Below are 26419 nucleotides of genomic sequence, written 5' to 3'. Positions count from 1 at the left end.
GCGGCCGGTCCTGGCCGCCACTCTTGCCTGGGACACACTTATGCTGAGTCTTTACGCGGTGCTGATCGACGGCGCCATCTATGCCTCGTGGCTGTTTCTGGTCGCGGCGGGGCTCACCGTCATCTACGGTGTCATGCGCATCCTGAACATGGCCCATGGCAGTTTCTATGCGATCGGCGCCTATGCCGCCGCCTCGCTGGTGGGCTGGTATTTCAACAACGGAGTCGGGCCGGTCTGGGTCGGCTACCTGATGATGCTCGGCTGCGCGCTGGCCGCCGGGCTGGTGGTCGGCCTGCTGATCGAGCGCGGCCTGCTGCGTTTCATGTATGGCCGCGATGAAGTGCTGATGGTGATCATCACCTACGCCTTGCTGCTGATCCTCGAAGACGCCATGAAAATGATCTGGGGCGTCAACCCGTACTTCGCCTACCAGCCTTACGCGGAAATGGGCCGCAGCGTGCTGGCCGGGCTGAAAGTCTCCAACTACGACCTGATGCTGGTGGGCGTTTCGCTGGTGCTCGGCCTGGGCCTGTGGCTGTGGCTGGAGCGCACCCACCAGGGCAAGGTGCTGCGCGCGGTGATCCATGACCGCGAAGTGGCGCTGGCCATGGGCGTCAACGTGCGCCGGGTGTTCACCCTGGTGTTCGTGCTCGGCACGGTGCTCGGCACCCTGGCCGGCGCGCTGACCGCCCCGGCGATTTCCGTCGCCCCCGGCATCGGCGTGGAAATCATCGTGCTGGCCTTCGCCGTGGTGGTGATCGGCGGCATGGGCAGCATTGAAGGGGCCGCCCTCGGCGCCTTGCTGGTGGGCTTGAGCCGTGCCGCGGCGGTGCACTACGCGCCGCAATTCGAACTTTTCGTGATCTATGGCGTGATGGCGCTGGTCCTCGCGGTGCGTCCGCAGGGGCTGTTCGGCCGCGTGCTTGCGAGGAAAATCTGATGCGCCTGGATAAAACCGAACTGATTCTGCTCGGCGTCGCCGCCGTGCTCGCCGCGAGTGGCCTGATCGCCCCGCAATGGCTGGTGTTCCTGCTGACCATGGCGCTGGCCAAGTCGATGGTGGTGCAAGGCGTGGTGATGCAGATGCGCGCCGGCCTGGTGACCTTTGGCCAGGGCCTGTACTTCTGCATCGGTGGCTACGCCGTGGGCATGAGCGGGCATTTCCTCAACCTCAGTGACCTGCCGACCCTGCTGCTGATCGGCGTCACTGCCGCGGTGGCGCTGGCGATGATCCTCGGCCTGCTGATGACCCGCTACCGCGAGATCTTCTTCGCCATGCTGTCGCTGGCGTTCTCGATGATCCTCTACGGCATGCTGGTGAAAAGCCCGGCCCTGGGCAGCACCGACGGCTTCAACGTCAAGGCCTGGACCCTGTTCGGCTGGAGCCCGGCGGCGGGGCAGGCGCCGCTGGCGTTGTTCGTCATCATCGTTGCCGTGTCCGCCGTGCTCGCGGTGTTGCTGCACCGCTACGGCCGCAGCAGCGCCGGGGCGATGTGCGAGGCGATCCGCGAGAACGAAGTGCGGGTCGAGTACCTCGGCCAGTCGCCGCGCTGGGTGCTGTACATGAACTACGTCGCCGCTGCCGGGGTATCGGCGCTGGGCGGCGGTTTCATGGCCCTGGCGGCCGGGCATATCGACCCGGAAATGGCTTACTGGATTACTTCCGGCGAGTTCGTCTTCATCGCCTTGCTCGGCGGCACGGCCCACGTGGCGGCGCCGATCATCGCCGCGGTGCTGTTCGCCGTGGTGCGCACCTACGCCATCGAGCTGGTGCCGCATAGCTGGCAGATGATCCTCGGCATCACCTTGCTGGCGATCATCGTGTTCCTACCCAAGGGCCTGTGGAGCCTGTTCAGTGGTCAGGCCCGCCGGGCCAAGGCAGTGGAGGCCAAGGCATGAGCTGCATTCTCGAAACCCGTGGGCTGTACAAGGAATTTGGCGCGGTCACCGCCGCCAAGGACGTCAACGTCAGCATCAGCAAGGGCGAAGTGGTGGGCGTGATCGGCTCCAACGGCGCCGGCAAGACCACCTTCATCAACATGGTCACCGGCTACCTCAAGCCGAGCCGCGGCGAAATCCTCTTCAACGGCCAGTCGATCATCGGCCGCACGCCGCGGGCGATCACCCGCGCCGGCATGGCCCGCTCGTTCCAGGTCGCCCAGTTGTTCCCCGAACTGACCGTGCTGGACAACCTGCTGATCGCCCTGGCCGCCGCCGAATCGCCGTTCCCATCGCTGCTGCGGCCGCTGCGCAATGACGCGCGGATCGCCCGCGCCGAGGCGATTCTCAACGAGTTCAGCATCCTCGCCTGGCGCGACAGCAAGGTCACCGCGGTGCCGCAAGGCGTGCGCAAGCTGATCGATATCGCCATGGCGCTGATCGGCGACCCGCAGATGCTCTTGCTCGACGAACCCACCAGCGGCGTCAGCGCCGAGGAAAAGACCCAGTTGATGGACACCGTGATGCAGGTGGTGTCGCGGCATCAGGTCACCGTGCTGTTCGTCGAGCACGACATGGACGTGGTGCGCCGCTACGTGTCGCGGATCCTCGCGTTCTACAGCGGCGAAGTGCTGGCCGACGGCCCGCCGCAAACGGTATTGGCCAACGCCCGGGTCCAGGAACTGGTCACCGGCGGCCAGCGGGCACACAAGGGGGCAACCGCATGAGCCTGGAAATTCGCAACCTCAACGTCGCCATCGAATCGGTGCCGATCCTGCACGACGTCTCGCTGGACGTCGGCGCCGGGCAAATGGTCGGCCTGATCGGCCACAACGGCGCCGGCAAGACCACGCTGATCCGCACCCTGATGGGCCTGCTCGACGCCACCTCCGGCTCGATCCACTTCGCCGGCAACGACCTCTGCGCCCAGCCCGGCCACCAGCGCGCGGCGGCGGGCATCAGCTACCTGCCCGAAGATCGCCGGCTGATCCCGGCACTGACGGTGGAAGAAAACATCCTGCTGCCGGTGTGGGCCAACAAGCTGCCGGGCAGTGCCGAGCGCCTGGAGTGGGTCTACGGCCTGATCCCGGAAATCGCCCAGTTCCGCGACCGCCGCGCCATGCAGTTGTCCGGCGGCCAGCAGAAACTGGTGGCCCTGGCCCGGGCGCTGATGCCGGGCAACCGCCTGCTGATCCTCGACGAGCCGTTCGAGGGCGTGGCGCCGGTGCTGTCGCGGCGCCTCAGCGAAGTGATCGCCCAGCTCGGACAGGAAGGCCTGTGCGTGCTGATCTCCGAATCCGATGACACCCATTCCGCTGACCTCGTCGATGCGCTCTACCGCATCGAGCGCGGCAGCGTGCGAGCAGGATAAAAAACCATGTCGACCTTTACCTTTGAAACCGCGCCACGGGTGATCTGCGAAGTCGATGGCGCCTTGCGTCTCGGCGCGCTGTGCCGCGAACTCGGTGCCGAACGCGTGCTGCTGGTCAGCGACCCGGGTCTGCAACGCGCCGGCCTGCTGGAGGCGCCGATGCGTGCGCTGCGCGAAGCCGGCGTTGAAGTGACCCTGTACAGCGACGTCCAGGCCGACCCGCCCGAGGCGTCGGTGCTCGACGCGGTGGCGGCGGGGCGCGACTGCCGGGCCCAGGCGGTGATCGGCCTGGGCGGCGGCAGTTCGCTGGACACCGCCAAGCTGGTGGCGCTGCTCTGCGGCCATGACCAGGCGCTGACGGACATCTACGGCATCAACCTGGCCAAGGGCCCGCGCCTGCCGCTGATCCAGGTGCCGACCACCGCCGGCACCGGCTCGGAAGTCACCGCCGTGGCCATCGTCACCACCCCCAGCCACGAGAAGAAAGGCGTGGTCAGCGCCTTGCTCTACCCGGACATCGCCTTGCTCGATGCCCGCCTGACCGTTGGCCTGCCGGCGGCGGTGAGCGCCATGACCGGCGTCGACGCCATGGTCCACGCCATCGAGGCCTACACCAGCAAGCACAAGAAAAACGTGCTGTCCGACGGCCTCGCCTTACAGGCCCTGCGCCTGTTGGGCGGCAACCTCGACCGGGTGCTGGCCGAGCCGGGCGACCTGCAGGCGCGCTCGGACATGTTGCTGGGCTCGATGCTGGCCGGCATGGCGTTCGCCAATGCGCCGGTGGCGGCGGTGCACGCGCTGGCCTATCCGCTGGGCGGGCATTTCCACGTGCCCCATGGCTTGAGCAACGCGCTGGTGCTGGTGCCGGTGCTGAATTTCAACCGCAGCGCCGCAGAGCCGCTGTACGCCGAACTGGCGGCGACCGTGCTGCCCGGCCAGCGTTTCGACACGCCGGCGCAGGCCTGCGAGGCGTTTATCGGCTTCATGACCGCGCTGGTGCAACGCATGCCGTTCGCCCAGCGCCTGGCGGAGGTGGGCGTGACCGAGGCGGACCTCGACCGCCTCAGCGACGACGCCATGAAGGTCGAACGCCTGCTGATCAACAACCCGCGCCCGGTCAGCCGGGAAGACGCCCGCGCCATCTACGCCTCGGTGCTGTGAGGAAATCGCCATGAACCACGAATTCAGAAGTGTCCCGCGTATCGTCTGCGCGGCGGGTGCCTTGCAGGGTATCGGCGAGGTCTTCGCCGGCCTCGCGGTCCGTCGCGTGCTGCTGGTGTGCGACCCCGGCATCGTCAAGCTCGGCTTCGCCGACCAGGCCCGGACCGCGCTGGAAGCGGCGGGCTGCACCGTCGCGGTGTTCGACCAGGTGGTGGCCGATCCGCCCGCCGCAGTGGTCGAACAGGCCGTCAGCCAGGGCCGCGCGTTCGCGGCCGATGGCGTGCTTGGTCTTGGCGGCGGCAGTTCGCTGGACGCGGCCAAACTGGTGGCGTTGCTGATCAACAGCGAGCAGCCGCTGACCGACCTCTATGGCACCGACAAGGCCCGCGGCCAGCGCCTGCCGCTGGTGCTGATGCCGACCACGGCGGGGACCGGCTCGGAAGTGACCTGGGTATCGGTGATCACCGATGCCCAGCAGCGCAAACAGGCGGTGTACTCGGCGCAACTGATGCCGGACGTGGCCGTGCTCGACCCGCAACTGACCCTCGGCCTGCCGGCCCAGGTCACCGCGGCGACGGGGCTGGATGCCATGGTGCATGCCATCGAGGCCTATACCAGCCGCACCCGCAAGAACCCCATTTCCGACGGCCTGGCCACCACCGCACTGCGCCTGCTCGGCGGCAACCTGCGCAAGGTGCTGGCCGACGGCAGCGACGTCGCGGCGCGGGAAGCGATGCTGCAGGGGTCGCTGATGGCCGGCATGGCCTTCGTCAATGCCTCGGTGGCGGCGATTCACGGCTTGGCCTATCCGTTGGGGGCGCGTTTCCACATTCCCCATGGGCATGCCAATGCACTGGTGATGGCGCCGATGATCCGCTTCAACCTGAGCGCGGCGCAGCGGCTGTATGCCGAGTTGGCGGGGCATCTGTTGCCGGGTGAAGTGTTTGCCGGCGAGACGGAAGCGGCGGAGGCGTTCGTCCGGGCGATCGAGGATCTGGTGCGCGATAGCGGGCTGGAGACGAGGTTGTCGAAACTGGGGATCGATGAAGCCTCGATCCCGGGCATGGCGCAGGATGTGGTCGGGGGGTTGAAGCGCTTGATCGACAGCAATCCTCGGGATATGACGGTGGAGGAGGTGGCAGCGATCTATCGCGGGATTTACTAAAGCGTTTCAGGCTGGCACAAAACCCTGTGGGAGTTGGCTCTCACAGGGGGATGCGTCATCTGGTATCAATGGGTCTGGTTCAGCTCGGCCCGAACCTGCTCCAGCAACTTGCCGAGCATGTTCTTCCCGCTGCCATCGCCTCCATCCGCCCAGTACCGGTCGTTTTTGGTGTGTTCCACCAGTTCCGCATCCCCGGTACCCAGTAGCGTTTCGCGCAGGTCTGCATGCTGGGTGAACTTGGCGCGCAGGGCTTCCAGCATCACCGGATCGCGGGCCTGATCCCAGTCGCTGCGGAACGAGCGATGCCGCTCGCGGCCGATCTGTGCGGCGAGGAAAGGTGTCTTTGCCTCGCGCACGGCATCGATATCGACCTGCTCGGTGAACTTGCAGGCCTGGAAATAATGTTCCGTTGTTGGCCAGAGGATGCCGTCGAGGGTGATGGGATGCCGGGAGAAATTCGAGAAGCAACCGTAGGGCTTGTCGGTCTCGTAGAAGAGGATCTGCATGTCGGTCCTTGCGTCATGGCGGGAGGCGCAGAGGATAGCAGCGCGGCAATTGTGAGCGCGAGCGCGACATATGCTGACGCGGGTATCGGCGAGCATGCGCCTGCCTTACCCTTTGCGGCGGCACTACCAACGATCAAGGACCGACCCCATGACTGCCCACGTTCCGGAGCCTCTCCACCTGCACGTTCGCACGGTGGCGCAGCTTCTGTCCCTGCAACTGGACATTCCCGTGTACCAGCGCCCCTACAAATGGACCGAAAAACACCTCGGCCAGCTCTTCCACGACCTCGCCACCTTCGCCGGCGAGCACCCGTATCGCCTCGGCACGCTGGTGTTCCATCGCAATGACGGCGAACTGAACATCGTCGACGGGCAACAGCGCACGTTGACGCTGATGCTGATTGTGCGTGCGCTGGTAGCCCACCGCCTGGATGAGCTGGAGTCGCGCGATTTGCGCGAGCAACTCGTCCAGCTCAAGGACGGGTTGAGCAATCCCGAATTCACCAGCCAGACCTCGATTCGCAATCTCCAGCGCAACTACCAGGCGATTTGCCGCCTGGTGCAGTCCGGCGACTTCAGCGAGGCGCACATCGATTTCCTGCTGAACCGCTGCGAGGTGGTGTGCTTCTCCCTGGGTGATATCTCCGAGGCTTTTCAGTTCTTCGATTCGCAGAATGCCCGTGGGCGCGACCTCGAACCCCATGACCTGCTCAAGGCGTATCACCTGCGGGAATTCGATCAGGCTGATGATGCGTTCAAGGCCAGTGTGGTCGCCGGCTGGGAGGCCAACGACAGCGACCAACTGGCCCGCTTGTTCGAGAACTACCTGTACCGGATCCGGCGCTGGGCCAAGGGTGAATCCGCGCGCTACTTCGGCAAGGAGGATGTGGGCCTGTTCAAGGGCGTCAACCTTGCCGACCCGGCGCAGTATCCCTACGCGGCACAACTGCGCATGACCCACCAGTGGGTGGACCAGCAGAACCGTGCGCTGCCAGCCGGCTCCGACGATGCGCTTGCGTTTCCCTTCCACCTCGACCAGACCATCATCAACGGCCGGCGTTTTTTCGAAATGGCCGTGCATTACCAGCGCCAGGTCGGCGCGCTGCGGCAGTTGAAGGCGCTGCAAACGACGGCGGAGCTGGCGCCTCAGGCCCGCGCCATTCTCGCCACCCTCGCCACCTACAAAGGCCGCAGCCGCACCGGCGATCGCTATGTGCGCGGGTTGTTCGACTGCCTGCTTGTCTACTACATCGACACCTTCGGCCTGGAGGACATCTCCCGTGCGATCGAGAAGGCGTTCGTCTGGGCTTATCGCCTGCGCCTGGAGCGGCACGCGGTGCACCTGGCCACGGTGGACAACCATGCACTGGCCAACAATCTGTTTCGGGTGATTCAGAACTTGTCACGGCCCCGGGATTTTCTTGCCCATCCGTTGCCGATGGTGGTGAGCACAAGAAAGGAACCTGAGTTGCTGCAACTGTTCAAGGACATGAATTTCCATGAGTGAGCCCATTCTCCAGCTGTCCACTCGGCAACTGCTCGATGGCAGCGCGCACTACCTGATCCCCATGTACCAGCGTAATTACGCGTGGGAAGAGGCGGAGATCTCGCAACTGATTCAGGACGTCCTCGATGCCATGCAGGACCGGGGCCGTAGCACGAAGAACTACTACTTGGGCTCGCTGGTGGTCGACCGCCGCGAAAGGGCCGGTACGGCGCTGTTCGAGACGCTCGACGGCCAGCAGCGGCTGACCACCCTGTCCCTGTTGATGCTGTACCTGAAAAAGCGTTTGCCGACGGCGCTGGACTGGCTGGATGCACCTCGAATCGAGTTCGAGAACCGCCCGCGCTCCACCGATACCTTCGCCGCCATTGCCGCAGCACAAGGTGATGCCGATGGCACCGAGGGCATGCCGGCCGAGGCAATCAACAGTGGCATCCTAGCGGGCTATCGGCTGATCCGCGAGTTGGTGCCAAGGTTGTTGGGCGACGCGGTGGAGCTGTCGGCATTTGCCGATTACCTCTTCACCCATGTGCAGATCATGCGGGTCGAGGTGCCCGTAGGTACTGATCTGAACCATTACTTCGAAGTCATGAACAACCGCGGTGAGCAGCTTGAGAAACACGAAGTGCTCAAGGCGCGGTTGCTCAAGGTGCTGGAGAAAGAGCCTGCTGCCCAAACCTGCCTGCACCAGGTCTGGGAAGCCTGCGCGAACATGGAAAAGTACGTGCAAATGGGCTTCGGTCCGGTGGTGCGAGAACGGCTGTTCATCAATGAAGGTGGCCTGCTGAATGTCGAGCGCTTCGATGATCTGAGCGCCTTGCTGGCGGTAGCGGACACGCATTCCGATACCCTCGATCAGGGCGTCAGGCTGACGCTGACCAGCATTCTCGAAATGCCTGTCAGCACCAGTGACAAGCACAAGGAAGAGCAAGACGACGGCGCGCCCGAACGTTTCAGTTCGGTCATCAACTTCCCCAACTTCCTCTTGCAGGTGTTGCAGGTCTGGATGGGCGAATCGGGTTCGGTACGGTTGACGCTGGATGACAAGCAATTGCTGCCCGCATTCGAGGCGCATGTACTCGAAGGCAGTGACCCGGACCGGGTAAAGGGTTTCGTGCTTGCCCTGTTGCGCTGCAAATGGCTTTACGACCACTACGTGATCAAGCGCGAATTTCACAATGCAACGGACGGCTGGAGCCTGAAACGCTTCAAGTACTCGGACAAGCGTGCGATCAGCTACGTCAACACCTTTGGTGAAGACGAGGAGGATATCGGCATCAATCGCAGCATCCTGATGCTGTCGAGCGCGCTGCATGTGTCCGCTCCGAGCCAGGTCTACAAGTACTGGTTGACCGCCGCGTTGCGCTATCTGTATCGGCAACGAGACCCAGTGGAGGCGGGTGAATACCTGGCGGCATTGCGAATGATCGCCTGCTCATTCGTGTTCGACCGGGTGCTCGCGGCGCCGGAAGACAAGGCGGGTTACTACGCGTTGATCTACGCGAACGAGGAAACGTGTCGGGAGGGAGTGGAACAAAACCAGGTGCTCGCTAGCCGGCTGACGTACGGCGTCATCGAGAACAACCTGGTGTTCAACTACCTCGACTATCTGCTGTGGGAGCAGAAGAAAGGCAGCGACCAGAAGATCCGCGACTTCGTGTTCACCTTCCGCAGTTCGGTGGAGCATTACTATCCGCAGAACCCGCTCTCAGAGCAGCTCAGGCTGCCGAAAAGCCGGGTCAACGCTTTCGGCAACCTGTGCCTGATCAGCCACAGCAAAAACTCGAAGCTGAGTAACTACATGCCGAAGGCGAAGAAGGATCACTACCACCAGCAAGGGATCGACAGTATCAAGCAGTACCTGATGATGGTGTCGGATAACTGGGGTGCGAAGCTTACGATCGAGAACCATGAGGACGAGATGCTGGCGGTGTTGCGCAACAGCCTGGTGCGGTGATTCAGAAGGCGTGGTCGCCAGCGATAGCGGTGGTGAATGGACTGGCGCAATCGCTGCGGTTCGGCGCCCGACAAGCCAGCACCCACAGGTTTTGTCTGGCCTCTATTGCGAGGTCAGCCACCCTCTTGTGGGAGCCGGCCTTGCCGGCGATGAGGCCATCAGCCTACTCAGAAGGTATACGCAACCCCCACCTGCACCGTCCGCGGTGCACCCGGATAGGCGTAGGTGTTGAACGCGCCTTCGTCATACCCCTTGTTGAAGACGTTCTTCACATCCAGGTTCAGCCGCACGTGCTCGTTGACTTTGTAGAAGCTCAACAGGTCAACCACGCTGTAGCGTTCCATGGTGTAGGTCACGGCTTCGGTCTGGCCGTTGCGGTCGCCGACGTATTTCACTCCCACACCCAGGCCCAGACCCTTGGCGACGCCGTCCTGGAATTCGTAGGTGTTGAGCAGGCTGAAGCTGTTGCGCGGGATGTTGGCCAGGCGGGTGCCGGTCGGCAGGCGGTTGTCTTTGCTCACTTCGGCATCGACGTAGGCGTAGCCACCGATCACGCGCCACTCGGGGGTGAGGTTGCCGGCGATGTTGAGGTCCAGGCCACGGCTGCGTATCTCGCCTGCGGCGATGCTGTAGTTCGGGTCGGTCGGGTCGCGGGTCAGCACGTTTTCCTTGACGATGTGGTAGATCGCGCCGTCGACGCTGAGCTGGCGGTCCAGCGCTTCCCACTTCATTCCCAGTTCATACGACTTGCCCTTTTCCGGCTCGAAGCCGTCGCCTTGCAGGCTGGCGCCGCTGTTGGGCTTGAACGAGCGCGCGGTGTTGGCGTAGACCGCGAGGCTGTCGGTCAGGTCGTAGATCAGGCCGAAGCGCGGTGTCACCGCGTTCTCGGCAGCTTCCCAACCCTTGGTGCCCGGCAGGTAGTTGTCGTAGTGGTGCTCGAAGCGTTCGATGCGCACACCCGCCAGCGCCTTGAGACGCTCGGTCAGCGCTACCTGATCCTGCAGGAAGTAGGCCCAGGTCTTGAGGTTTTCCTGGTCGTGGGTGGTGGTGCGGGTCAGGGCCGGGCGCGGCTGGCCCAGCACCGGGTTGTAGATATCGATCGGGTAGGTGCCGACGGCGGCGGACGAACGCAGGATGATCGACTGGTAGTCGTAGTCTTCGTATTCCACGCCGGTCAGCAAGGTGTGGGCGAAGCCGCCGGTGTCGAAGTGGCCGGTGAGGTTCAGTTGGTAATCGCGGTCGGTCCAGTCCAGCTTGCGCCAGTTGAAGTTGCGCTGCAGGGTGCGGCCGTCCGCCGGCGCGCCGTTGGCTTCGACGGCGTTGCCTTGCAGGGTGCCGTCCAGCCACTGGAAGCCACCGCCGAGGGTCCAGTTGTCGTTCAGGGCGTGTTCGAAACGCAACTGGGCCATGTCGTTGTCGTTGTGCAGCAGGTTGTCGCTGCCTTTTTCCCAGATGTTGGTGTCACGCGAGGCGCTGCCGGTCTGGGTGGTGTAGCGGGTCAGGCCACGGTCCAGCGGGTGGTTGTTCCGCATGAAGTCGCCTTCGAAGATGATCTTCGTGGCGTCGTTGACCTGCCAGCTGAGCACCGGCGCGACTTCGTAGCGCTCGCTCTCGACATCGTCGCGGAAACTGTCGCCGCCTTCGCCGAGGATGTTCAGGCGATAGGCGAGGCTGCCGTCCTGGTTCAGCGGGCCTGTGGCGTCGAGGGTGGCGCGGTGCATGCCCTGGTCATCGAACTGGCTGCCGAGGGTGACTTTGCTTTCCGGCAGTGGCTGCTTGCTGACCACGTTGAAGGTGCCGCCAGGATCGCCACGGCCGTACAGGCTGGTGGCCGGGCCGCGAATCACTTCCAGGCGCTCGACGCTGTTGGCGTCCGGGGCGTTGGGGTAGCCGCGGTTCATCGGAAAGCCGTTGCGGTAGTACTCGCCGGTGGTAAAGCCGCGCACCGTCACGGTGGTCAGCCCCTGGCCGCCGAAGTTGTTGGCCCGGCCCACGCCGCCGGCGTAGTCGAGGGCGTCCTGCAGGCGAGTGGACGCGGTGTCTTCCAGCACATCCCGCGGCACCACGCTGATCGATTGCGGGGTTTCGTGCAGCGCCGTGTCGGTGCGTGTCGCGCTGGCGGAACGGGTGGCTTTGTAGCCTTGCACCGGACCGTCGGCGCGCTCGTAGTCGGCGGCGTCGGCGTTGATGTTCACCGCGTCGAGCTGGACGTTGCCGGTGGCGTTTTCGGGGGACTGGGCAGCCAAAGCCAGCGAAGGAATGGCGTGGAGCAGGCACAGCGAGACGATCGTGCGACGCATCGAGTTTGAAATCCTGGCGGGAGGTTATAGGACAACGAGAAAGGCGGGCGATAGTATCTGCGTATAATTCGCATTTGCAAATACTTTTTAAACTGATGGTATGCCAGAAAACTTGATGGGTCAGACAGAAAAATGTCTTGGAATAGAGGGTGTTACGCGGTTCTAGCGTAGAGATGCCAGGCCGGATTACCGGCCTGGCGGGAGGCGTTTTGGCTTAGTTGCTTACGGTGGGCGCCATCGAACGGGCTACGTCAGCCGAGCGCTTTTCGTTCAGTTCGCGGATCGCCTTGATCGGCTTGTTCAGTTGGTCCAGCAGCGCGCTCATCACGCTCAGCGTGTCCACTTCTTCTGTGCCGCGGTGCTGCTTGAGCAGGTCTTCGATGCGTGCGGCAATCACCGGTTCCCAGCGGTCACTTTCTTCGAGCAGGGCGTGCAAGGTATTCAGCCCGCGTTGCGCGCTCGAGGTGATGGCTTCAACTTCCGCAGCGCCGGGTGCGAAGACGGCGACTTCGGCCTCGATTTCATCGTCGAAATCGACGTCCTCTTCGGCTTCCTCCAGTTGACCGATCGCCTGGTCCACCTGACGCTCGGCGATATGCTCGACCAATTCCCGGGCTTCTTCGCTGAGGAAGCGTAGCGTGCCGAAATGGGTGTTGCGGCCTGGCGACTGCGGAAGCAGAAAACGCACGGACTCGCCTTCGCCGAGCACCCGGTCACTCCAGTCCTTCAGCGTTTGCCAGGACGTGATTCGCGGGTAGTTGATCTTCTTGGCCAGCCGCTGGACCACCTCGTCGCTCAGCGAGGAGGGCTCGACCAGCACGCCATATTTACGGTGTAGCGTGGCGGCGATATCAACGTTCGTAGTCATTGCTCAAGACTCTCCAGTCCTTGGTTTTGGACGATGATATCAAGGTGATGCCTCTTCGGCTGCCTCGGGAATTCGAGCGGCGGTGCACGAGGCTGAAGCGGGCCGTCCGGAGTGAAGCACCTTCACGGTGAAGTGCACTTAAAAGTTGCACAAAAAGAAACTAACTTTCCCTCAGGGAAATACTAAAAAGACCGTCTTCCCGCCGAAATTTCAAATAAAAGTCTTTTAAATCATCTGCTTGAATCTTGATGAAAGCTGAGCGAAGAACTTGGCAGGCCAATTGCCTTGTCCATGGGGCAACTCAACAGCCACGCGGAAGGATGCTCTTCCCGAGGCACCCGAATGCCGACCCGTCATCCGAGCACGGGGTGCAGGCATCCCCATCGATTGGAGGCAGTGGGCAATGATCCGGTTTTCACCTGTGGTCCGCGGTACCTTGGGCCTTTCCCTGATGTTGAGCGCGACTGCGGCCCTGGCCGAGGACGCGCCGCCCGCGATCAACAGTGGCGACACCGCCTTCGTGGCGTTGTGCTCGCTGGTGGTGCTGTTGATGATGCTGCCGGGTCTGGCGCTGTTCTATGGCGGCATGGCGCGGAGCAAGAACGTGCTGTCGATCATGATGCAGGTGTTCTGCACCTCGTCGCTGATGGCGGTGTTGTTCGCCGTCTATGGCTACAGCCTGACCTTCGCCGACGGCGGCTCGCTGCAAGCGGTGCTCGGCGGTCTCGACAAGCTGTTCATGAGCGGCGTGACCAAGGACACGGTGGTCGGCACCATCCCCGAATACCTGTACTTCCTGTTCATGCTGCTGTTTGCCGCGATCACCCCGGCGATCATCGTCGGCGCCTTCGCCGAACGCATGAAGTTCAGCGCGGTGCTGGTGTTCATGGCGATCTGGCTGACCCTCAACTACATCCCCATGGCGCACATGGCCTGGGGCGGCGGCTGGGTGTTCAACCTTGGCGTGCAGGATTTTGCCGGCGGCAATGTGGTGCACCTCAACGTCGGTATCGCCGCGCTGGTCGGGGCCTGGATGCTTGGGCGTCGACGCGGTTTCGGCACCTCGGCGCTGGCGCCGCACAACATGACCATGACCTTTACCGGCGGCTGCATGCTCTGGGTCGGCTGGCTGGGGTTCTGCGGCGGTTGTGCGCTGGCGGCCAACGGCTTCGCGATGCTGGTGATGGTCAACACCATGCTCGCCAGTTGCGCCGGGGCGCTGGGCTGGATCCTCGTCGAGTGGCAGCACCGCGGCCGGCCGAGCCTGTTCGGCGCGATCTCCGGCGCCATCGCCGGGCTGGTGGCGATCACCCCGGCGTGCGGTTATGTCGGGCCCATGGGCGCGATTCTGCTGGGCCTGATCGCTGGTCCGGTGTGCGTCTGGTCGGTGGATAAACTCAAGCCGATGATCGGCCTGGACGACGCCTTCGATGTGTTCGGCGTGCATGGCGTGGCCGGCATTCTGGGTGGCCTGCTGACTCCGGTGTTCGCATTGACGGCGATTGGTGGCCAGGGCTTCGCCGAAGGGCGTGGCCTGATGGAACAGTTGTCGATCAACGCCGGCGCGATCCTGTTCAGCATCAGCGTTTCCGCGGTCACAAGCTGGGTCGCCTTCAAGCTGGCGGCAGCGCTGTGCGGTGGCCTGCGTGTGGATGAAGAAGCCGAGGTCGATGGCCTGGACCTCTCCGCCCACGGCGAGGTGGGCTACAAGTACTCGAATTGAATGTTGCGAAAACCCCGCGCCGACGCCTTGCGTCGGCGTTTTCATTGGGATCGAGGGAGTGGTGCGATGGGCGGGTTGAATGGATGGGGCTACCTGATTTTCGCGGGCGTGTGCGAGGTGTTCTACGCCTCGATCATCCCCCGCACCGAAGGCTTTACCCGGCTGTGGCCGAGCCTGTATTGCGGGTTTTTCCTGGCGCTGAGCATCTACCTGCTGAGCCTCTCGGTGCGCGAGTTGCCGCTGGGCCTGGCGTATGCGGTATGGGTGGGGATCGGCACGCTGGGGACGGTGGTGTATGGCAGCCTGTTTCTGGGGGAATCGCTGGGAGTGCTGAAGGGGTTGTGTCTGTTGATGATTGTTGGCGGGATTGTCGGGTTGAAGCTGGTGGGAGAAGGGCAGGCTGTTTGAACGATGCAGGCGCTCTGTGGGCGCTGGCTTGCCAGCGATGAGGCCGGCACCATCGCTGGCAAGCCAGCTCCCACAGGGTCCTGTAGGAGCGAGCTCGCTCGCGATTTTTCGGGCGTCACTTCAGCTTCGGCAACTCCTCATCCGGCATCGCATAGCTGTGTTTCTCATGCACAAACGTCGTCACCAGGGCATACAGGGTAGCCGCCACCACCACCAGGGTGATGAAGCCGAGCACGACCGGTTTGTCGGCGAAGGTGAACACGGCGCTGGCGCCTTCGTAGGTACTGATGCTCATGGCGTTGCTCCTCAGACAGTGGCTTTGCTTTCGGCGATCAGGTTCGCCTTGGGTTTGCTGACCGGCTCACCATAGATCCCGCTCCATTCCGGGTAGGCCTGGGCCGGGACTTCGGTGAGGTCCAGGCCACGCTCTTCGGCATGCGCCGGAACCCGCAGCACGCCGGCTTTCTTCAGTGCCCAGGAGACCAGGTAGCCGGGGATGAAACCGAGCGCCGCCATCACCACCGCGCCGCCCAGTTGGCCGAAGAAGCTGATCGGCGCCATGCCGTTCATGTTCGGGTAGCCAGCAAGGAAGATGCCGCTGATGACCAGCCCGGCGAAGCCGCCAAAGCCATGCACGGCGAAGGCGCCGACGGCGTCGTCGAGGCGGAATTTCAGCAGCAGGTTGTTCACCAGCGGCGCCACGGCGGCCACGCCCATGCCGATCAGGTAGGCAAGGCCGGGGTGGTAGAGGTCAAGGCCGGGGGCCACGGAGATGATCCCGACCAGGCCACCGGACATCATCCAGTACGGCTCGCGGCTGGTCAGGTAGGCGCCGATCAGGCCGCCGGCGAAGCCCATCAGGGTGTTGAAGGCGAAGGCGGAGAGGGTGGTGGGTGCGCCGTAGATGTTGATCCACTGCGCGCCCGAGCTGTAGATGATGCAGCCGCCAAGGAAGCCGAAGAAGCCGACGATGATCAGCATCAAGCCGACCACGCTCATCGGCATGCTGTGGCCGACGATGGCGTTGGCGCTGCCGTCGGGGTTGAAGCGGCCGATGCGGGCGCCGAGGTTGATCACCACCGCCAGGGCGAAGAAGCCGGCGATCATGTGCACCACACCCGCCGCGCCGACGTCATGGTAGCCCCACTTCACGGTCAGCCAGCCTTCCGGGTGCCAGCCCCACGCGGCGCCGAACAGCCACAGCACCGAGCCGAGCAGGATGGTCATGATGATGAAGGCGCTCATCCGCGCCCGCTCGATGATGGCCCCGGAGAGGATCGAGCCGGTGGTCGCGGCGAACAGGGCGAAGGCGCCCCAGAAAATCCCGGTGGCGTTGTCCTTGATGTTCGGGCCCATGCTCTGGCTCCACGGCATGGCCGCGGCGAGGGCGTCCATGCGCGGCACGAGGCCGTCGGGGAAGGCGTTGTAGATGGCCCAGCCGAAGAGGAAGAAGGTGGGGACGATGAAGCCGAAGGCGAGGATGTTCTTCACCCCGGCGGCCAGGGCGTTCTTCAGGCGCGAGGCGCCGATTTCGTAGGAGAGGAACCCCGCGTGGATCAGGATCATCAGGGCGATGCACCACCAATAGAAGATTTCCATATTGAGGGTGTTGGTCATCTCGATCAGACCCTTGAGTTCCTCCAGGGTCGGCGTTTTCTGTTCTTCCATCACTCAATCCTCGATGCGTTGTCGCTGGAATAGTTGTGGTGGGCAGAGGGAAGGGGACGACGCTGGTTTCTTGTTTTTGGATTTGTTGCTTGGTGGTCCTTCGCGAGCAAGCTCGCTCCTACAGAAATCGCGTAGGAGCGAGCTAGTCGGGGCGCCGAACCGCAGCGATGCTGTGTCACTGACTCTGCAACATGGTCTGGATCTGCTGCACCGACTCTTGTGTCCGGCGCGCCAGGTTGCGTACTTCATCGGCCACCACGGCGAAGCCGCGACCGCCTTCGCCGGCGCGGGCCGCTTCGATGGCGGCGTTCAGCGCCAGCAGGTTGGTCTGCTCGGCAATCCCGCGAATCACCCCGGCGACCTGGGCGATCTGCCCGTAGGTGGCCTGGATGCTGGCCTGCTCGCGGTCATGCAGCGAGGCGGCGGTTTTCTCGTCGCTGATTTCCCGCACTGCACCGGTCACCCAGGTCAGCCGCCCCTGGGCGTCGCGCAGGCAACGCCCACGCTCGCGGAACCAGACTTCGCCACGGGTCTTGTGGCGCATGCGGTATTCCACGGCGTACAGGCCGTCGCCCTGGCTGTCGACCATGGCGCTGTTGAATACCTTCATGACGTTCTTCAGGTCGTCGGCGTTGACCACGCCGAAGTAGCTGTCCCAGCCATCGGGGAACGTTTCGCGGTTGTAGCCGATCAGGTTGCGGAACTGCTCGGACCAGCGGATCACGTTCTGCGGATGGTCCGGGTCGCCGTTGACCACGTTCATCGCCCAGCAGCCTTCGGTGAGGGTGCGCTTGGTCAGGTCCCAGACCTGGCGTTCTTCGTCCCAGCGCTGCCGCTCGGCCTCCAGGGTCAGGCAGCGCTGTTCGGCGTCGTCGCGTTCGGCGACGAGGGCCGCCGCCCGCGCTTCGGCTTCCGCCACGCGACGTTCGAGGGCAGCGTGCTCCTCGGCGGTGCAGGGCGGCGGCGGTTGGCGCTCGGCCTGCTGGCGGACCCGCTGCAGCTCCGTCCAATCCCGTTGCAGGTGCTGCAGGGCGCCGGCCAAGCGCGGCTGACGCTGCAGAACCGGCGGATTGAGCGCGCCGCCGCCGTTGCTGGACAGGTGTTCAAGCCACTGGCTGACTTCATTGGCCAGTTCACTGGACGCTTTGCTGAACCACATCGCTCGCTACTCCTTGACGGTGGGGACAGTCCCTCGACTTACACCTAGCAATTTCTCCTCCAGTTTCGTCCTCACGCCCGCACCCGGCTTTTGTCCGGGTCATAGGCCACGGTGCCGGCGGCTACGGTTGCGCCGATGCGCTTCTGCTGGCCGTCGAGCTTGCCCACTTCGACGCGGGTGCCCGGCTCGCAGTGGGCGACGTCGAGGCGGCACAGGGCGATGTTCTTGCCCAGCACCGGCGAACGGGTGGCGCTGGTGATCACCCCGACCTGGGCCCGGCCGACCCGCACGCAATCGCCATGGGCCGCCGGTTCGTTGCCGTCCAGTTCCAGGCCCACCAGCTTCTGCTGCGGATGGGCGGCCCGGCGCAGCAGGGCTTCGCGGCCGATAAAGTCGGCCTGCTTGCTTTTCAGCGGCACGCAGAAGCCGATGCCGGCCTCGAACGGATCGGTCTGGTCGCAGAATTCGTAGCCGGCAAAGATCAGCCCGGCTTCGATGCGCAGCATGTCCAGTGCCGCCAGGCCGAGGGGGACCAACCCCAGCGGGTCGCCCAGCTCCCAGACACGGTTCCACACGCGCAGGGCGTCGCTGGGGTGGCACCAGATTTCATAGCCCAGTTCGCCGGTGTAGCCGGTGCGCGAGACCATCAGCGGCGGGCCGTTGTAGTCGTCCAGGCGCCCGGTGAGGAAGCGGAACCAGCCGAGGTCTTCGAGTTTCGGCTGGGTGCCCGGGGTCCAGATCATCTCCTTGAGCAGGGCACGGGCCAGCGGGCCTTGCACGGCGATGTTGTGGATCTGTTCCGAGGCGCTTTTGACCCACACCTTCATGCCCAGCTTCGCCGCCTGCTCGCGCAGCCAGTCGCCGGCGTGGTCTTCGCCGCCGATCCAGCGGAAGGCATCGGCGCCCAGGCGCAGCAGGGTGCCGTCGTCGAGCATGCCGCCGTGGTCGTAGCACATCGCGCTGTAGACCACCTGACCCACCGCCAGCTTGCGCACGTCGCGGGTCAGGCAGTGATCGAGCAAGGCTTCGGCGTCGGGGCCGAGCACGTCGAATTTGCGCAGGGCGGAGAGGTCCATCACCGCCACGCGTTCGCGGCAACCGTGGTATTCGGCGAGGGTGCCGTAGCCGTCGAACTGGGTCGGGGTCCAGAAGCCGCGGTATTCGCTGAACTGGCGGGTGAGGGCGGAGGTGCCGGGGTGGAAGCCGCTTTCGCGGGTCAGCACCGGGTCGGCGTCGGGCGTTTTTCGAGTGGCCATGGCGATACTGAAACGCTCCTTTTCGCTATACACACGGATATGGATGTCGGTGGGCAGCCAGCCGTTGGCCGGGTCGATGTCGTCCGGGCAGGAACTGCTGGCGCAGACCAGGTCGGTCATGGCACGCAGCAGCACGTAGTCGCCGGGGCGCGACCAGGGTTCGTCGAGGGTCAGGTGCTGGTGGGCGTCGACCCCGGTGTTGAAGAAGAAATTGATCGCCGGCCAGCCGGGGCGACCTGTCACGCCGTGGGCGGCGAGGGCACGGCTGAGGTTGTCGCTGCAGTTGTCATGGCCGAAGTACCCCTGCGCCTCGTAGTAGCGCGCGGTGCAGGCCAGGGCGAAGGTGTCGTGGCGGCCCACGGTGTCGCGCACCACTTCCAGCATCGGTTGCAGGTTGCGGTCGTAGAAGCGGCTATACAGGCCGGGCCCTGGATAGGCGCTGCCGTTGAGGGTGCGGGTCACGGTCGGGTCGAGGTCGATTTCGCGGCCGGCGTCCAGGCCGCGACGGTCGAAGGCGACGAAGTCCGAGCACTGCCGCCCGGCGACGTCCAGCACCTGGATGTACTGGCCGGCACGTACCGCATAGTCCCGCGCCGAGCCTGGGCGAATGGTGAACTCGTCCACCACCTCGCCCAGCGGTGCGGGCAGCGGCGGCGCCAGGGCTTTGCGCGGATTGGCCCGGTGGATCAGCAGGCGCAGCTCGCTGGCCCGCGCCTGGCTGTCGACGGCGATCGGCCCGCCGGGCGCGGCCACCATCACCAGCAGCGCCTCGGCGGCATGGAAGCGGCGGCTGTGATTAGCCGGCGTGCCGGCGGGCCACAGTCGCGCGGCCTCCGGCAGGTGCCGGCAGTCGATACCGCGCCGCACCAGGCCCTCGGTCATGTACGCGGCTTCGCGGCTGCCGTCGTGCAGCAGGTGGCTGATGAAACCGGTGTCGGGGCTTGGCCGCAGGCCGAGGGCGCCCAGCGCCGGGCGGCTGCCGGCGAAGGCCAGCAACTCGGCGCGCTGGTCGCCTTCGAGGTCGATCACCTCCAGCCGGTCGCCCGGTTCAAGGCCAATCACCGTCAAGCCGCCGGGGGCGACGCGGTGGCGTTCCAGGCTCGCCGCGCGGGCGAACAGCGCCGGCTCTAGCGGCCGGGATATCACGGGGTTTTGCATGCAAGGCTCCTTGGCTGAGGGGTTGCGCGCTTACGAGGGGGTCATCGCGCCGGGGACCGGGTCCGGCGTCTTCAACGCACTGCGCGGGTCATCGGCCAGGTAGGCCGCCAGGGAATCGTCCAGCGCTTCCAGCCAAGGGGTGTGGTGCGGCGTGGCGAGGGTGCCGGTGATCAGTGAACGGTGGCATTTGTCGCGGTAGCCCATGATGTTTTCGTACTTGTCTTTCTTCCATTTCAGGAAGGTTTCGTTCACTGCGGCGATGTCGAAACTCGGGTAGTCGGTGGCCTCGATCAACTGGCGGATGTACTCACCCTGGAACTCGAACATCTGCTGGGCGGTTTCGAGTTTTTCTTCTGTCTCGCGCCAGGCCAGGTCTTCGGCCTGCATCCGTTGCGGGTCGGGCAGGGCGAGGCGCCCGAGGATCACGTCGCGGGCGTACCAGGCCTGGGCGTCGAACATGTTGAAGCTGTACCACTGGTCCTGCATGCCGAGGTAGATCAGCCGCGGGTTCTGCTCCCAGAACACGCCTTTGTAGAGGTTCAGCGGCCACAGGCGGTTGCCGGTTTTCAAGCGCAGTTCTTCCGGCAGGAACGGGAAGTGGTGCTTGTAGCCGGTGCAGAGGATGATCGCGTCGACGTGTTTGCTGCTGCCGTCGATGAAGAATGCGGTGCTGCCTTTGACATGGGTGAGCAGCGGTTTTTCTTCCCAGTTCTCCGGCCACTGGTAACCCATCGGTGCGCTGCGGTAGCAACTGGTGATGCTGCGGGCGCCGTACTTGAAGCATTGCGAGCCGATGTCTTCGGCCGAGTAGCTGCCGCCGACGATAAGAACGTCCTTGCCGCGAAATTCCAGGGCATCGCGGAAGTCGTGGGCGTGCAGTACGCGGCCGGCGAAGCTCTCGAAGCCGGGGAAGCAGGGCACGTTGGGCGTGGAGAAGTGGCCGCTGGCGACCACCACGTAATCGAAGGTTTCGCTGTAGGTCAGGTCTTGCGCGTAGTTGTGGGCGGTGACGCTGAAGGTCTGGCTCTCGGCGTCGAAATGCACGTCGCGCACGGCGGTGTTGAAGCGGATCCACGGGCGGACGCCGGCTTTTTCCACGCGGCCCTGGATGTAATCCCACAGCACCTCGCGCGGCGGGTAGGAACCCATGGGCCGGCCGAAGTGCTCGTCGAAACTGTAGTCGGCGAATTCCAGGCATTCCTTCGGCCCGTTGGACCAAAGGTAGCGGTACATGCTGCCGTGGACCGGCTCGCCGTGTTCGTCCAGGCCGGTGCGCCAGGTGTAGTTCCACATGCCGCCCCAGTCCGCCTGTTTTTCGAAACAGACCAGTTCGGGAATCTCGGCGCCCTGGGCATGGGCCGACTGGAAGGCACGCAACTGGGCCAGGCCGCAGGGGCCGGCGCCGATGATGGCAACACGCAGTTTCATGGGGGTACTCCATGTGAGTTTTCTCGGAAGAACATCACTTGTTGGTTCAAGGGGTTCTGTAGGAGCGAGCTCGCTCGCGAAGGTCGTTGCAACGCAGCCCCAGCCTCGGCAACTGAAACTGTCCAGGCCGGTCAGTGAGGGCCCTTCGCGAGCAAGCTCGCTCCTACAGGTTTTGCATCGCTCGTGTGGCGCGCGGTATCAGCGGAAAATCACGGTCCGTTCGCCGTTGAGAAACACCCGGTGTTGCAGGTGGTATTTCACGGCGCGGGACAGGGCCACGGTCTCGGTATCGCGGCCGATGCTGACCAGGTCGTCGGGCAGCCAGGCGTGGTCCACGCGCTGCACTTCCTGTTCGATGATCGGGCCCTCGTCGAGGTCGGAGGTGACGTAGTGCGCGGTGGCGCCGATCAGCTTGACGCCGCGGGCGTAGGCCTGGTGATAGGGCTTGGCGCCCTTGAACCCGGGCAGGAACGAGTGGTGGATATTGATCGCCCGGCCAGACAGTTGCCGGCACAGGTCATCGGACAGAATCTGCATGTAGCGCGCCAGCACCACCAGCTCGGTGCCGGTCTCTTCCACCAGTTGCAGCAGCGCGGCTTCCTGCTGCGTCTTGGTGTCTTTGGTCACCGGCAGGTAGACGAAGCGGATGCCCTCGCGCTCGGCCATCGGCCGCAGGTCGAGGTGGTTGGAGACGATGGCGGTGATGCGCATGTCCATCTCGCCTTTCTGGTGGCGATAGAGCAGGTCGGCCAGGCAGTGGTCGTATTTGCTGACCATCAGCAGCACCGGCATCGGCCGGTTGCCTTCGAACAGGTCCCAGTCCATGGCGAAGGGCACGGCGACGTCGACGAAGCCCTGGCGCAGGGCGTCCAGGTCGGGCTTGACGCCGTCGTTGAAGCGGAACACCGCGCGCATGAAGAAGCGCCCGGCAAGTTCGTCGTCGAACTGCGCGAGTTCGCTGATGTAGCACTCGCGGCCCGCCAGGTAGGTGGTGACCGCCGCGACGATGCCGGAGGTTGCCGGGCAGCTGATCTTGAGGATGTAGTGGGTCATGTCGGTGGTTCTCGTGCAGGCAAGGTCGGAAGCGTTCAGCCTTTGGCGGTGCGCTTTTTCTTCTCGGGATCGTCGAACGGCAGGCTGTGGGCGATGGCCTTGGCGACGAGGCTGCCGCGTACTTCCAGGGGCAGGCCCTGGCTGGCGATGTGCGGCTCGACGCGGGCGATGGCCATGGCGCGTTCGGTCAGGCGCGAGTACATGGCGCAGGTGATCACGCCGACCTGACGACCGTCGTGCCAGAGGGTGTCGCCGTTCTGCGCGGCGCTATGGCCGTCGAGCAGCACGCCGAAGATCTTGAAGCGCTCCTGGCCCTGGCGCCGGTAATGCTCGCCGGCACCGCGAAAGTCGCGCTTGCCGGGTGACACGGTGAAGTCCAGGCCGAGCTCCCAGAGGGTGTCGCCGGCTTTCTGGTCGGCGAAGGGGTACATCTGCGAGTTGTCGTAGGGGAAGAACAGCAGGTAGCTCTCGACCCGCAGCCAGTCGAGGGCGGTGAAGGCGCACGGGATGATGCCGTGGCCCTGGCCTTTTTCCAGGATGCTGTCCCAGATCAGCGGGGCGTCGGCGGCCTTGCAGAAGATCTCGTAGCCGCGCTCGCCGGTGTAGCCGGTGCGGGAGATCATCACCGGGCGGTCGAACAGCTTGGTTTGCAGGTGGTGGAAGTACGGCAGGTCGCGGATGCCGGGAACGTGTTCGGCGAGGAAGTCCACCGCCTTGGGCCCTTGCAGCGACAGGTCGTGGAGGTCGTCGTCGAACAGCACCGCGACCTGGCGGCCCTGGGCCGAGCGGATCAGCATTTCGTGGCCGATGCCGGCGCCGTGCACCACCATGAAGGCGTTGGGCCCGGTGCGGTAGACGATGCAGTCATCGGCGAAGGTGCCGTCCTCATCCAGCAGGCTGGCGTACACCGATTTGCCCGGATAGAGCTTCGCGATATCCCGTGTGGTCGCGTACTGCAGCAGGCTTTCGGCATGGGGCCCGACGTAGTGGACCTTTTTCAGCCCGGACACGTCCATCAAGCCGGCGTGGGTGCGAATGGCCTCGTGGTGATCGGCCAGGTCGCTGGCGTAGGTCCAGGCGGTGCCCATGCCGTTCCAGTCTTCCAGCTTCGAACCAAGGGCCAGGTGGCGTTCGCGGAGCGCGCTGATGCGCCATGAGTTACTCATGGGAAATTCCTCTTGTGATGAATCGGGGTCAGGCTTCGGGGTCGAAGCGGCTCAGCCACTGGACCAGCGGCTGGCGGTAACGGGTCATGCCTTTGTAGTCGGCGATGGCCTCGGGCAGGTCGCGGATCACCCGGTGCAGGCGCTGCGCCCAGGCCGGGTTGGTGACCAGCTCATCCAGGCTGATCAGGTAGGTGCGGATGCCGAACAGCAGCGCGTTGGAGCGCGGCAGCCGCAGCATCAGTTGCAGCTCCACGCGCAGGTGCACCAGCTCGCCGGCGTTGTCGGCGGTGACCTTGCCGCGATCGCTGCCCCACTGATGGAAGGTTTCGGGCGAGGTGTCCAGGCGCGGATTGATGGTTAGGGTCCAGTTCAGCCGGCGCACCGGCTGGCCGACCTGGATGTTCACCAGGTACTTGAGGGCGCGGTCGAATACGCCCATCTGGTTGGCGATCGGCACCGGCGAATGCCATTGCTTGAAACTCATGCCGGCGTCGAAGCGCAGCGACCAGTCCGCCGGGCAGGTGACCATGCCGGCGTCCATGAACAGGTCGTTGTCGCGCTGGTCGAGCAGGGCGAAATCGCCCTGCATCTGCCGGGTGATGTATTCCAGTGGTTCGCAGGGCAGGGTGGTCGGGTCGCCGTAGGTGAAGCGCTGGTCGATACCGAGCGCCAGGTTGCGCCAGTGCCAGGCGTCGCCGTGGCGGGTCAGTTGAAAGTGTTCCGGGTAGTCGCGGGCGAGGTGTTCCATCAGCACTTCGAGGATGTCCCAGGCCGCCGGCACCATGTGCGGCATGACCATGCAGCGCTCCGGGTCCTGTTCCAGCACCCGGGCGCGCTCGGCCATTTCCGAGACGTAGTGCTCGTCCACATCGAAGGTGTGTTCGAACACCGAACCCGGATCGCGGGACACCGCCGGCTCGATGTTCACCGAGTACATGTACTGGTCTTCGGGGAACGGGAAGGGAAAGCGGGCGATGGCCGCCGCGCTGTTGTGGAAACTGAAGTCGTCCCGGTAGGTTTCGTTCGGCGTGAAAGTCAGGGTCATGGCGTGGCGTCTCCGGGGTCAGATATCGAGCAGGATCGGGCTGCCGCAGCCGCGGGATACGCAGGGCATCAGGCTGCTGGCGCGCTCGGCGGCGGCGAGAACGTGGTCGCGGTGTTCGACGTCGCCTTTCAGGTACGGCGTCTGGCACTGGCCGCACACCCCGCCGCGACACAGGTTGGGCACCTCCACACCTGCGGCTTCGAGGGCTTCGAGCAGGCTTTGCTCGGCGCTGACCTGCAGGTGCCGGCCACTGCGCAGCAGCTCGACGCGAAACGGCTGGCCGGGTTGCGCCGCGGCGAAGGCTTCGCTGTGCACCCTGCGTGGGCTCCAGCCGAAGGCGGCGGCCTGCTCCTGGATAGCCAGCAACAGCGATTGCGGGCCGCAACTGTAGACGTGGGCGCCCAGCGGGCGATCGCGCAGCAGGGCGGCGGGGTCCAAGCGCCGGGTGCCACTGGGGTATTCATGCAGACGCGGACCAACCAGCGCGCGCAGTTCGGTCAGGTAGGCATCGCTGCTGCCGGCGCGGTAGGCGTAATGCAGTTCGAAGTCTTCGCCACGGCGCAGCAGTTCGCGGCTATGGGCGAGGAACGGCGTGATGCCGATGCCGGCCGCCACCAGCAGGTGCTGGCGCGCCTTGCTGTACAGCGGGAAGAGATTGGCCGGGGCGCTGATGGCGAGCTGGTCGCCGGCGTTCATTTCCTGATGGATAAAACGCGAGCCGCCGCGCGAGGCGTCCTGATGGCGCACGGCGATGCGGTACTGGCGCCGGTCGGCCGGGTCGCCCAGCAGCGAGTAGGCGTTGCGCCGGCCATTGGGCAGGTGCACTTGCACATGGCTGCCGGCGGAGAAACCGGGCAGCTCGCCGGTCAGGGCTTCCAGGCGGTACTCGCGGATCACCGGGGTGAGTTCGCGGATGGCGGCGATACGGACGTCGATCATGGGCGCACCTCGGCGAACGGTTGCTCGGCATCGGCGCAGACGCCGAGGTAGGCGCCCAGCCGTTGCGAGAAGTGGCGGCGCACCTCCAGGTGCACACCGCAGTGGCCGCAGACCAGGCTGTCTTCGGGGCTGGCGGGCTGGCAGCGGGCGCAGTGCACGCAGAACACCAGGCGGCTGCCTTGCACATGGCTGAGGACGATTTCGTCGTCTTGCAGGCCGGCTTGCCGTGCCACGGCGTGCAGCGGCCAGATAAACGCTTCGTCGCCGCGCAGTTCCAGGCGCAGGCCGCAGCGGGCCTGGGCCAGGCGGCTGCTCAGGGCGTGGTGCAGGGCGGCGCTGTCGGCGAAGTCGGTCAGCACCAATTGGCGTTCGTCTGTTATCTGGGAGTCCCTGGCGCGGGTCACCAGCAGATCGATGGCAGGGCGGGACGGACTGGCCGGATAGCACGGGACGCTGAACGGATGGACGGTGGCGACACTGCTCATGGACACCTCGGCGGATGAAGTCGTGTTTCTTCGTGGGGTAAATAATTTCCCCGCAAGAAATTTCGCTCAATCCGCTAGAGGAGGTATGCCAAAAGGAGTAGTCGCCATGAAAGGGCATGGAAGTTGCTATCCCTCAGGCAATTCCCCAGGGTTGCAGGAG

22 protein-coding genes and 2 pseudogenes are annotated in these 26419 nt (G+C 64.6%); 10 read left to right on the top strand and 14 right to left on the bottom strand.

The window, feature by feature from the left end; translation table 11 throughout:
- Positions 1-40: 40 nt before the first annotated feature.
- Genes CKW37_RS08025 through CKW37_RS08000 form a run of 6 tightly spaced genes read left to right on the top strand, consistent with a single transcriptional unit; the run spans position 41 to position 5636 of the window.
- The gene (locus CKW37_RS08025; protein ID WP_095155153.1) at positions 41-940 is read left to right on the top strand and encodes a branched-chain amino acid ABC transporter permease; all 900 of its coding nucleotides are present in this window, start codon (positions 41-43) and stop codon (positions 938-940) included.
- Positions 940-1899, top strand: a complete 960-nt coding sequence (locus CKW37_RS08020; RefSeq protein WP_095155152.1) for a branched-chain amino acid ABC transporter permease — start codon at positions 940-942, stop codon at positions 1897-1899. Before CKW37_RS08025 ends, CKW37_RS08020 begins: the two co-directional genes overlap by 1 nt.
- On the top strand, positions 1896-2666 hold the full coding sequence (locus tag CKW37_RS08015; RefSeq protein WP_095155151.1) for an ABC transporter ATP-binding protein: 771 nt from the start codon (positions 1896-1898) through the stop codon (positions 2664-2666). Before CKW37_RS08020 ends, CKW37_RS08015 begins: the two co-directional genes overlap by 4 nt.
- A complete protein-coding gene (locus tag CKW37_RS08010) occupies positions 2663-3310 on the top strand; it encodes an ATP-binding cassette domain-containing protein (RefSeq protein ID WP_095155150.1) in 648 nt (215 codons plus the stop codon). The genes CKW37_RS08015 and CKW37_RS08010 overlap by 4 nt, the downstream gene beginning before the upstream one ends.
- A 6-nt stretch (positions 3311-3316) precedes the next feature.
- Positions 3317-4471, top strand: a complete 1155-nt coding sequence (locus CKW37_RS08005) for an iron-containing alcohol dehydrogenase (RefSeq protein WP_095155149.1) — start codon at positions 3317-3319, stop codon at positions 4469-4471.
- Between the two features lie 10 nt (positions 4472-4481).
- Positions 4482-5636, top strand: a complete 1155-nt coding sequence (locus CKW37_RS08000; protein WP_095155148.1) for an iron-containing alcohol dehydrogenase — start codon at positions 4482-4484, stop codon at positions 5634-5636.
- A gap of 65 nt (positions 5637-5701) precedes the next feature.
- Here CKW37_RS08000 and CKW37_RS07995 read toward each other — a convergent pair whose 3' ends face one another.
- A complete protein-coding gene (locus CKW37_RS07995) occupies positions 5702-6142 on the bottom strand; it encodes an NADAR family protein (RefSeq protein WP_095155147.1) in 441 nt (146 codons plus the stop codon).
- Between the two features lie 148 nt (positions 6143-6290).
- Between CKW37_RS07995 and CKW37_RS07990 the strand changes: the two genes are divergently transcribed.
- Both CKW37_RS07990 and CKW37_RS07985 read left to right on the top strand, forming a co-directional pair.
- A complete protein-coding gene (locus CKW37_RS07990; protein WP_095155146.1) occupies positions 6291-7649 on the top strand; it encodes a DUF262 domain-containing protein in 1359 nt (452 codons plus the stop codon).
- Complete coding sequence (locus tag CKW37_RS07985) at positions 7642-9603, top strand: DUF262 domain-containing protein (protein WP_095155145.1); 1962 nt, start codon at positions 7642-7644, stop codon at positions 9601-9603. Before CKW37_RS07990 ends, CKW37_RS07985 begins: the two co-directional genes overlap by 8 nt.
- A gap of 167 nt (positions 9604-9770) precedes the next feature.
- On the opposite strand, the gene CKW37_RS07980 is transcribed toward CKW37_RS07985, so the two are convergent.
- Together CKW37_RS07980 and CKW37_RS07975 are read right to left on the bottom strand one after the other, a co-directional pair.
- Entirely contained in the window at positions 9771-11903 is a 2133-nt protein-coding gene (locus CKW37_RS07980) for a TonB-dependent siderophore receptor (protein ID WP_095155144.1), read from the bottom strand.
- Positions 11904-12117: 214 nt separating this feature from the next.
- On the bottom strand, positions 12118-12771 hold the full coding sequence (locus CKW37_RS07975; RefSeq protein ID WP_095155143.1) for a hypothetical protein: 654 nt from the start codon (positions 12769-12771) through the stop codon (positions 12118-12120).
- A 403-nt stretch (positions 12772-13174) separates the two neighbouring features.
- Between CKW37_RS07975 and CKW37_RS07970 the strand changes: the two genes are divergently transcribed.
- A complete protein-coding gene (locus tag CKW37_RS07970) occupies positions 13175-14494 on the top strand; it encodes an ammonium transporter (RefSeq protein ID WP_095155142.1) in 1320 nt (439 codons plus the stop codon).
- Positions 14495-14560: 66 nt separating this feature from the next.
- The gene (locus tag CKW37_RS07965) at positions 14561-14902 is read left to right on the top strand and encodes a multidrug efflux SMR transporter (protein WP_095155141.1); all 342 of its coding nucleotides are present in this window, start codon (positions 14561-14563) and stop codon (positions 14900-14902) included.
- A gap of 115 nt (positions 14903-15017) precedes the next feature.
- Here the strand turns inward: CKW37_RS07965 and CKW37_RS07960 are convergent, their stop codons facing one another.
- The 11 genes and pseudogenes from CKW37_RS07960 to CKW37_RS07915 all read right to left on the bottom strand — a co-directional run bounded on the left by CKW37_RS07960 (position 15018) and on the right by CKW37_RS07915 (position 26259).
- Positions 15018-15197, bottom strand: coding sequence for a hypothetical protein (locus tag CKW37_RS07960; RefSeq protein ID WP_095155140.1), 180 nt, complete (start codon positions 15195-15197; stop codon positions 15018-15020).
- Between the two features lie 11 nt (positions 15198-15208).
- The gene (locus tag CKW37_RS07955; RefSeq protein ID WP_095155139.1) at positions 15209-16570 is read right to left on the bottom strand and encodes an ammonium transporter; all 1362 of its coding nucleotides are present in this window, start codon (positions 16568-16570) and stop codon (positions 15209-15211) included.
- A 187-nt stretch (positions 16571-16757) separates the two neighbouring features.
- Positions 16758-17021: pseudogene (locus tag CKW37_RS33565) on the bottom strand (methyl-accepting chemotaxis protein); the annotation flags it as partial.
- Positions 17001-17333: pseudogene (locus CKW37_RS33560) on the bottom strand (PAS domain-containing protein); the annotation flags it as partial. The pseudogenes CKW37_RS33560 and CKW37_RS33565, both read right to left, overlap by 21 nt.
- A gap of 467 nt (positions 17334-17800) precedes the next feature.
- Positions 17801-20143 (bottom strand): DUF1989 domain-containing protein, encoded by a 2343-nt coding sequence (locus CKW37_RS07945; RefSeq protein ID WP_095155137.1) that lies wholly within the window; start codon positions 20141-20143, stop codon positions 17801-17803.
- Between the two features lie 30 nt (positions 20144-20173).
- Positions 20174-21571 carry an NAD(P)-binding domain-containing protein gene (locus tag CKW37_RS07940; RefSeq protein ID WP_095155136.1) on the bottom strand — a complete coding sequence of 466 codons (1398 nt, stop codon included), beginning with the start codon at positions 21569-21571 and terminating at the stop codon, positions 20174-20176.
- Between the two features lie 198 nt (positions 21572-21769).
- Positions 21770-22624, bottom strand: a complete 855-nt coding sequence (gene purU, locus CKW37_RS07935; protein WP_095155135.1) for a formyltetrahydrofolate deformylase — start codon at positions 22622-22624, stop codon at positions 21770-21772.
- Between the two features lie 35 nt (positions 22625-22659).
- The gene (locus CKW37_RS07930) at positions 22660-23790 is read right to left on the bottom strand and encodes an aminomethyltransferase family protein (protein WP_095155134.1); all 1131 of its coding nucleotides are present in this window, start codon (positions 23788-23790) and stop codon (positions 22660-22662) included.
- 28 nt (positions 23791-23818) lie between these two features.
- The gene (locus CKW37_RS07925) at positions 23819-24835 is read right to left on the bottom strand and encodes a DUF3445 domain-containing protein (protein ID WP_095155133.1); all 1017 of its coding nucleotides are present in this window, start codon (positions 24833-24835) and stop codon (positions 23819-23821) included.
- 18 nt (positions 24836-24853) lie between these two features.
- Positions 24854-25774 carry a PDR/VanB family oxidoreductase gene (locus CKW37_RS07920; RefSeq protein WP_095155132.1) on the bottom strand — a complete coding sequence of 307 codons (921 nt, stop codon included), beginning with the start codon at positions 25772-25774 and terminating at the stop codon, positions 24854-24856.
- Positions 25771-26259: a dimethylamine monooxygenase subunit DmmA family protein gene (locus CKW37_RS07915; RefSeq protein WP_095155131.1), complete on the bottom strand. Its 489-nt coding sequence runs from the start codon at positions 26257-26259 to the stop codon at positions 25771-25773. The genes CKW37_RS07920 and CKW37_RS07915 overlap by 4 nt, the downstream gene beginning before the upstream one ends.
- Positions 26260-26419 lie beyond the last annotated feature (160 nt).

The organism is Pseudomonas sp. Irchel 3E13 (assembly GCF_900187455.1).
Taxonomy (GTDB): Bacteria; Pseudomonadota; Gammaproteobacteria; order Pseudomonadales; family Pseudomonadaceae; genus Aquipseudomonas.
The sequence above is the reverse complement of the archived record's forward strand: the minus strand, read 5'-3'. Positions and strand labels throughout refer to the sequence as shown.

Excerpts from the sequence above, each read along its gene's own strand:
- CKW37_RS08025 (WP_095155153.1), top strand. The coding sequence starts at position 41 with ATGCTGAGTCTTTACGCGGTGCTGATCGACGGCGCCATCTATGCCTCG.
- CKW37_RS08020 (WP_095155152.1), top strand. The coding sequence starts at position 940 with ATGCGCCTGGATAAAACCGAACTGATTCTGCTCGGCGTCGCCGCCGTG.
- CKW37_RS08015 (WP_095155151.1), top strand. The coding sequence starts at position 1,896 with ATGAGCTGCATTCTCGAAACCCGTGGGCTGTACAAGGAATTTGGCGCG.
- CKW37_RS08010 (WP_095155150.1), top strand. The coding sequence starts at position 2,663 with ATGAGCCTGGAAATTCGCAACCTCAACGTCGCCATCGAATCGGTGCCG.
- CKW37_RS08005 (WP_095155149.1), top strand. The coding sequence starts at position 3,317 with ATGTCGACCTTTACCTTTGAAACCGCGCCACGGGTGATCTGCGAAGTC.
- CKW37_RS08000 (WP_095155148.1), top strand. The coding sequence starts at position 4,482 with ATGAACCACGAATTCAGAAGTGTCCCGCGTATCGTCTGCGCGGCGGGT.
- CKW37_RS07995 (WP_095155147.1), bottom strand. The coding sequence starts at position 6,142 with ATGCAGATCCTCTTCTACGAGACCGACAAGCCCTACGGTTGCTTCTCG.
- CKW37_RS07990 (WP_095155146.1), top strand. The coding sequence starts at position 6,291 with ATGACTGCCCACGTTCCGGAGCCTCTCCACCTGCACGTTCGCACGGTG.
- CKW37_RS07985 (WP_095155145.1), top strand. The coding sequence starts at position 7,642 with ATGAGTGAGCCCATTCTCCAGCTGTCCACTCGGCAACTGCTCGATGGC.
- CKW37_RS07980 (WP_095155144.1), bottom strand. The coding sequence starts at position 11,903 with ATGCGTCGCACGATCGTCTCGCTGTGCCTGCTCCACGCCATTCCTTCG.
- CKW37_RS07975 (WP_095155143.1), bottom strand. The coding sequence starts at position 12,771 with ATGACTACGAACGTTGATATCGCCGCCACGCTACACCGTAAATATGGC.
- CKW37_RS07970 (WP_095155142.1), top strand. The coding sequence starts at position 13,175 with ATGATCCGGTTTTCACCTGTGGTCCGCGGTACCTTGGGCCTTTCCCTG.
- CKW37_RS07965 (WP_095155141.1), top strand. The coding sequence starts at position 14,561 with ATGGGCGGGTTGAATGGATGGGGCTACCTGATTTTCGCGGGCGTGTGC.
- CKW37_RS07960 (WP_095155140.1), bottom strand. The coding sequence starts at position 15,197 with ATGAGCATCAGTACCTACGAAGGCGCCAGCGCCGTGTTCACCTTCGCC.
- CKW37_RS07955 (WP_095155139.1), bottom strand. The coding sequence starts at position 16,570 with ATGGAAGAACAGAAAACGCCGACCCTGGAGGAACTCAAGGGTCTGATC.
- CKW37_RS07945 (WP_095155137.1), bottom strand. The coding sequence starts at position 20,143 with ATGCAAAACCCCGTGATATCCCGGCCGCTAGAGCCGGCGCTGTTCGCC.
- CKW37_RS07940 (WP_095155136.1), bottom strand. The coding sequence starts at position 21,571 with ATGAAACTGCGTGTTGCCATCATCGGCGCCGGCCCCTGCGGCCTGGCC.
- purU (WP_095155135.1), bottom strand. The coding sequence starts at position 22,624 with ATGACCCACTACATCCTCAAGATCAGCTGCCCGGCAACCTCCGGCATC.
- CKW37_RS07930 (WP_095155134.1), bottom strand. The coding sequence starts at position 23,790 with ATGAGTAACTCATGGCGCATCAGCGCGCTCCGCGAACGCCACCTGGCC.
- CKW37_RS07925 (WP_095155133.1), bottom strand. The coding sequence starts at position 24,835 with ATGACCCTGACTTTCACGCCGAACGAAACCTACCGGGACGACTTCAGT.
- CKW37_RS07920 (WP_095155132.1), bottom strand. The coding sequence starts at position 25,774 with ATGATCGACGTCCGTATCGCCGCCATCCGCGAACTCACCCCGGTGATC.
- CKW37_RS07915 (WP_095155131.1), bottom strand. The coding sequence starts at position 26,259 with ATGAGCAGTGTCGCCACCGTCCATCCGTTCAGCGTCCCGTGCTATCCG.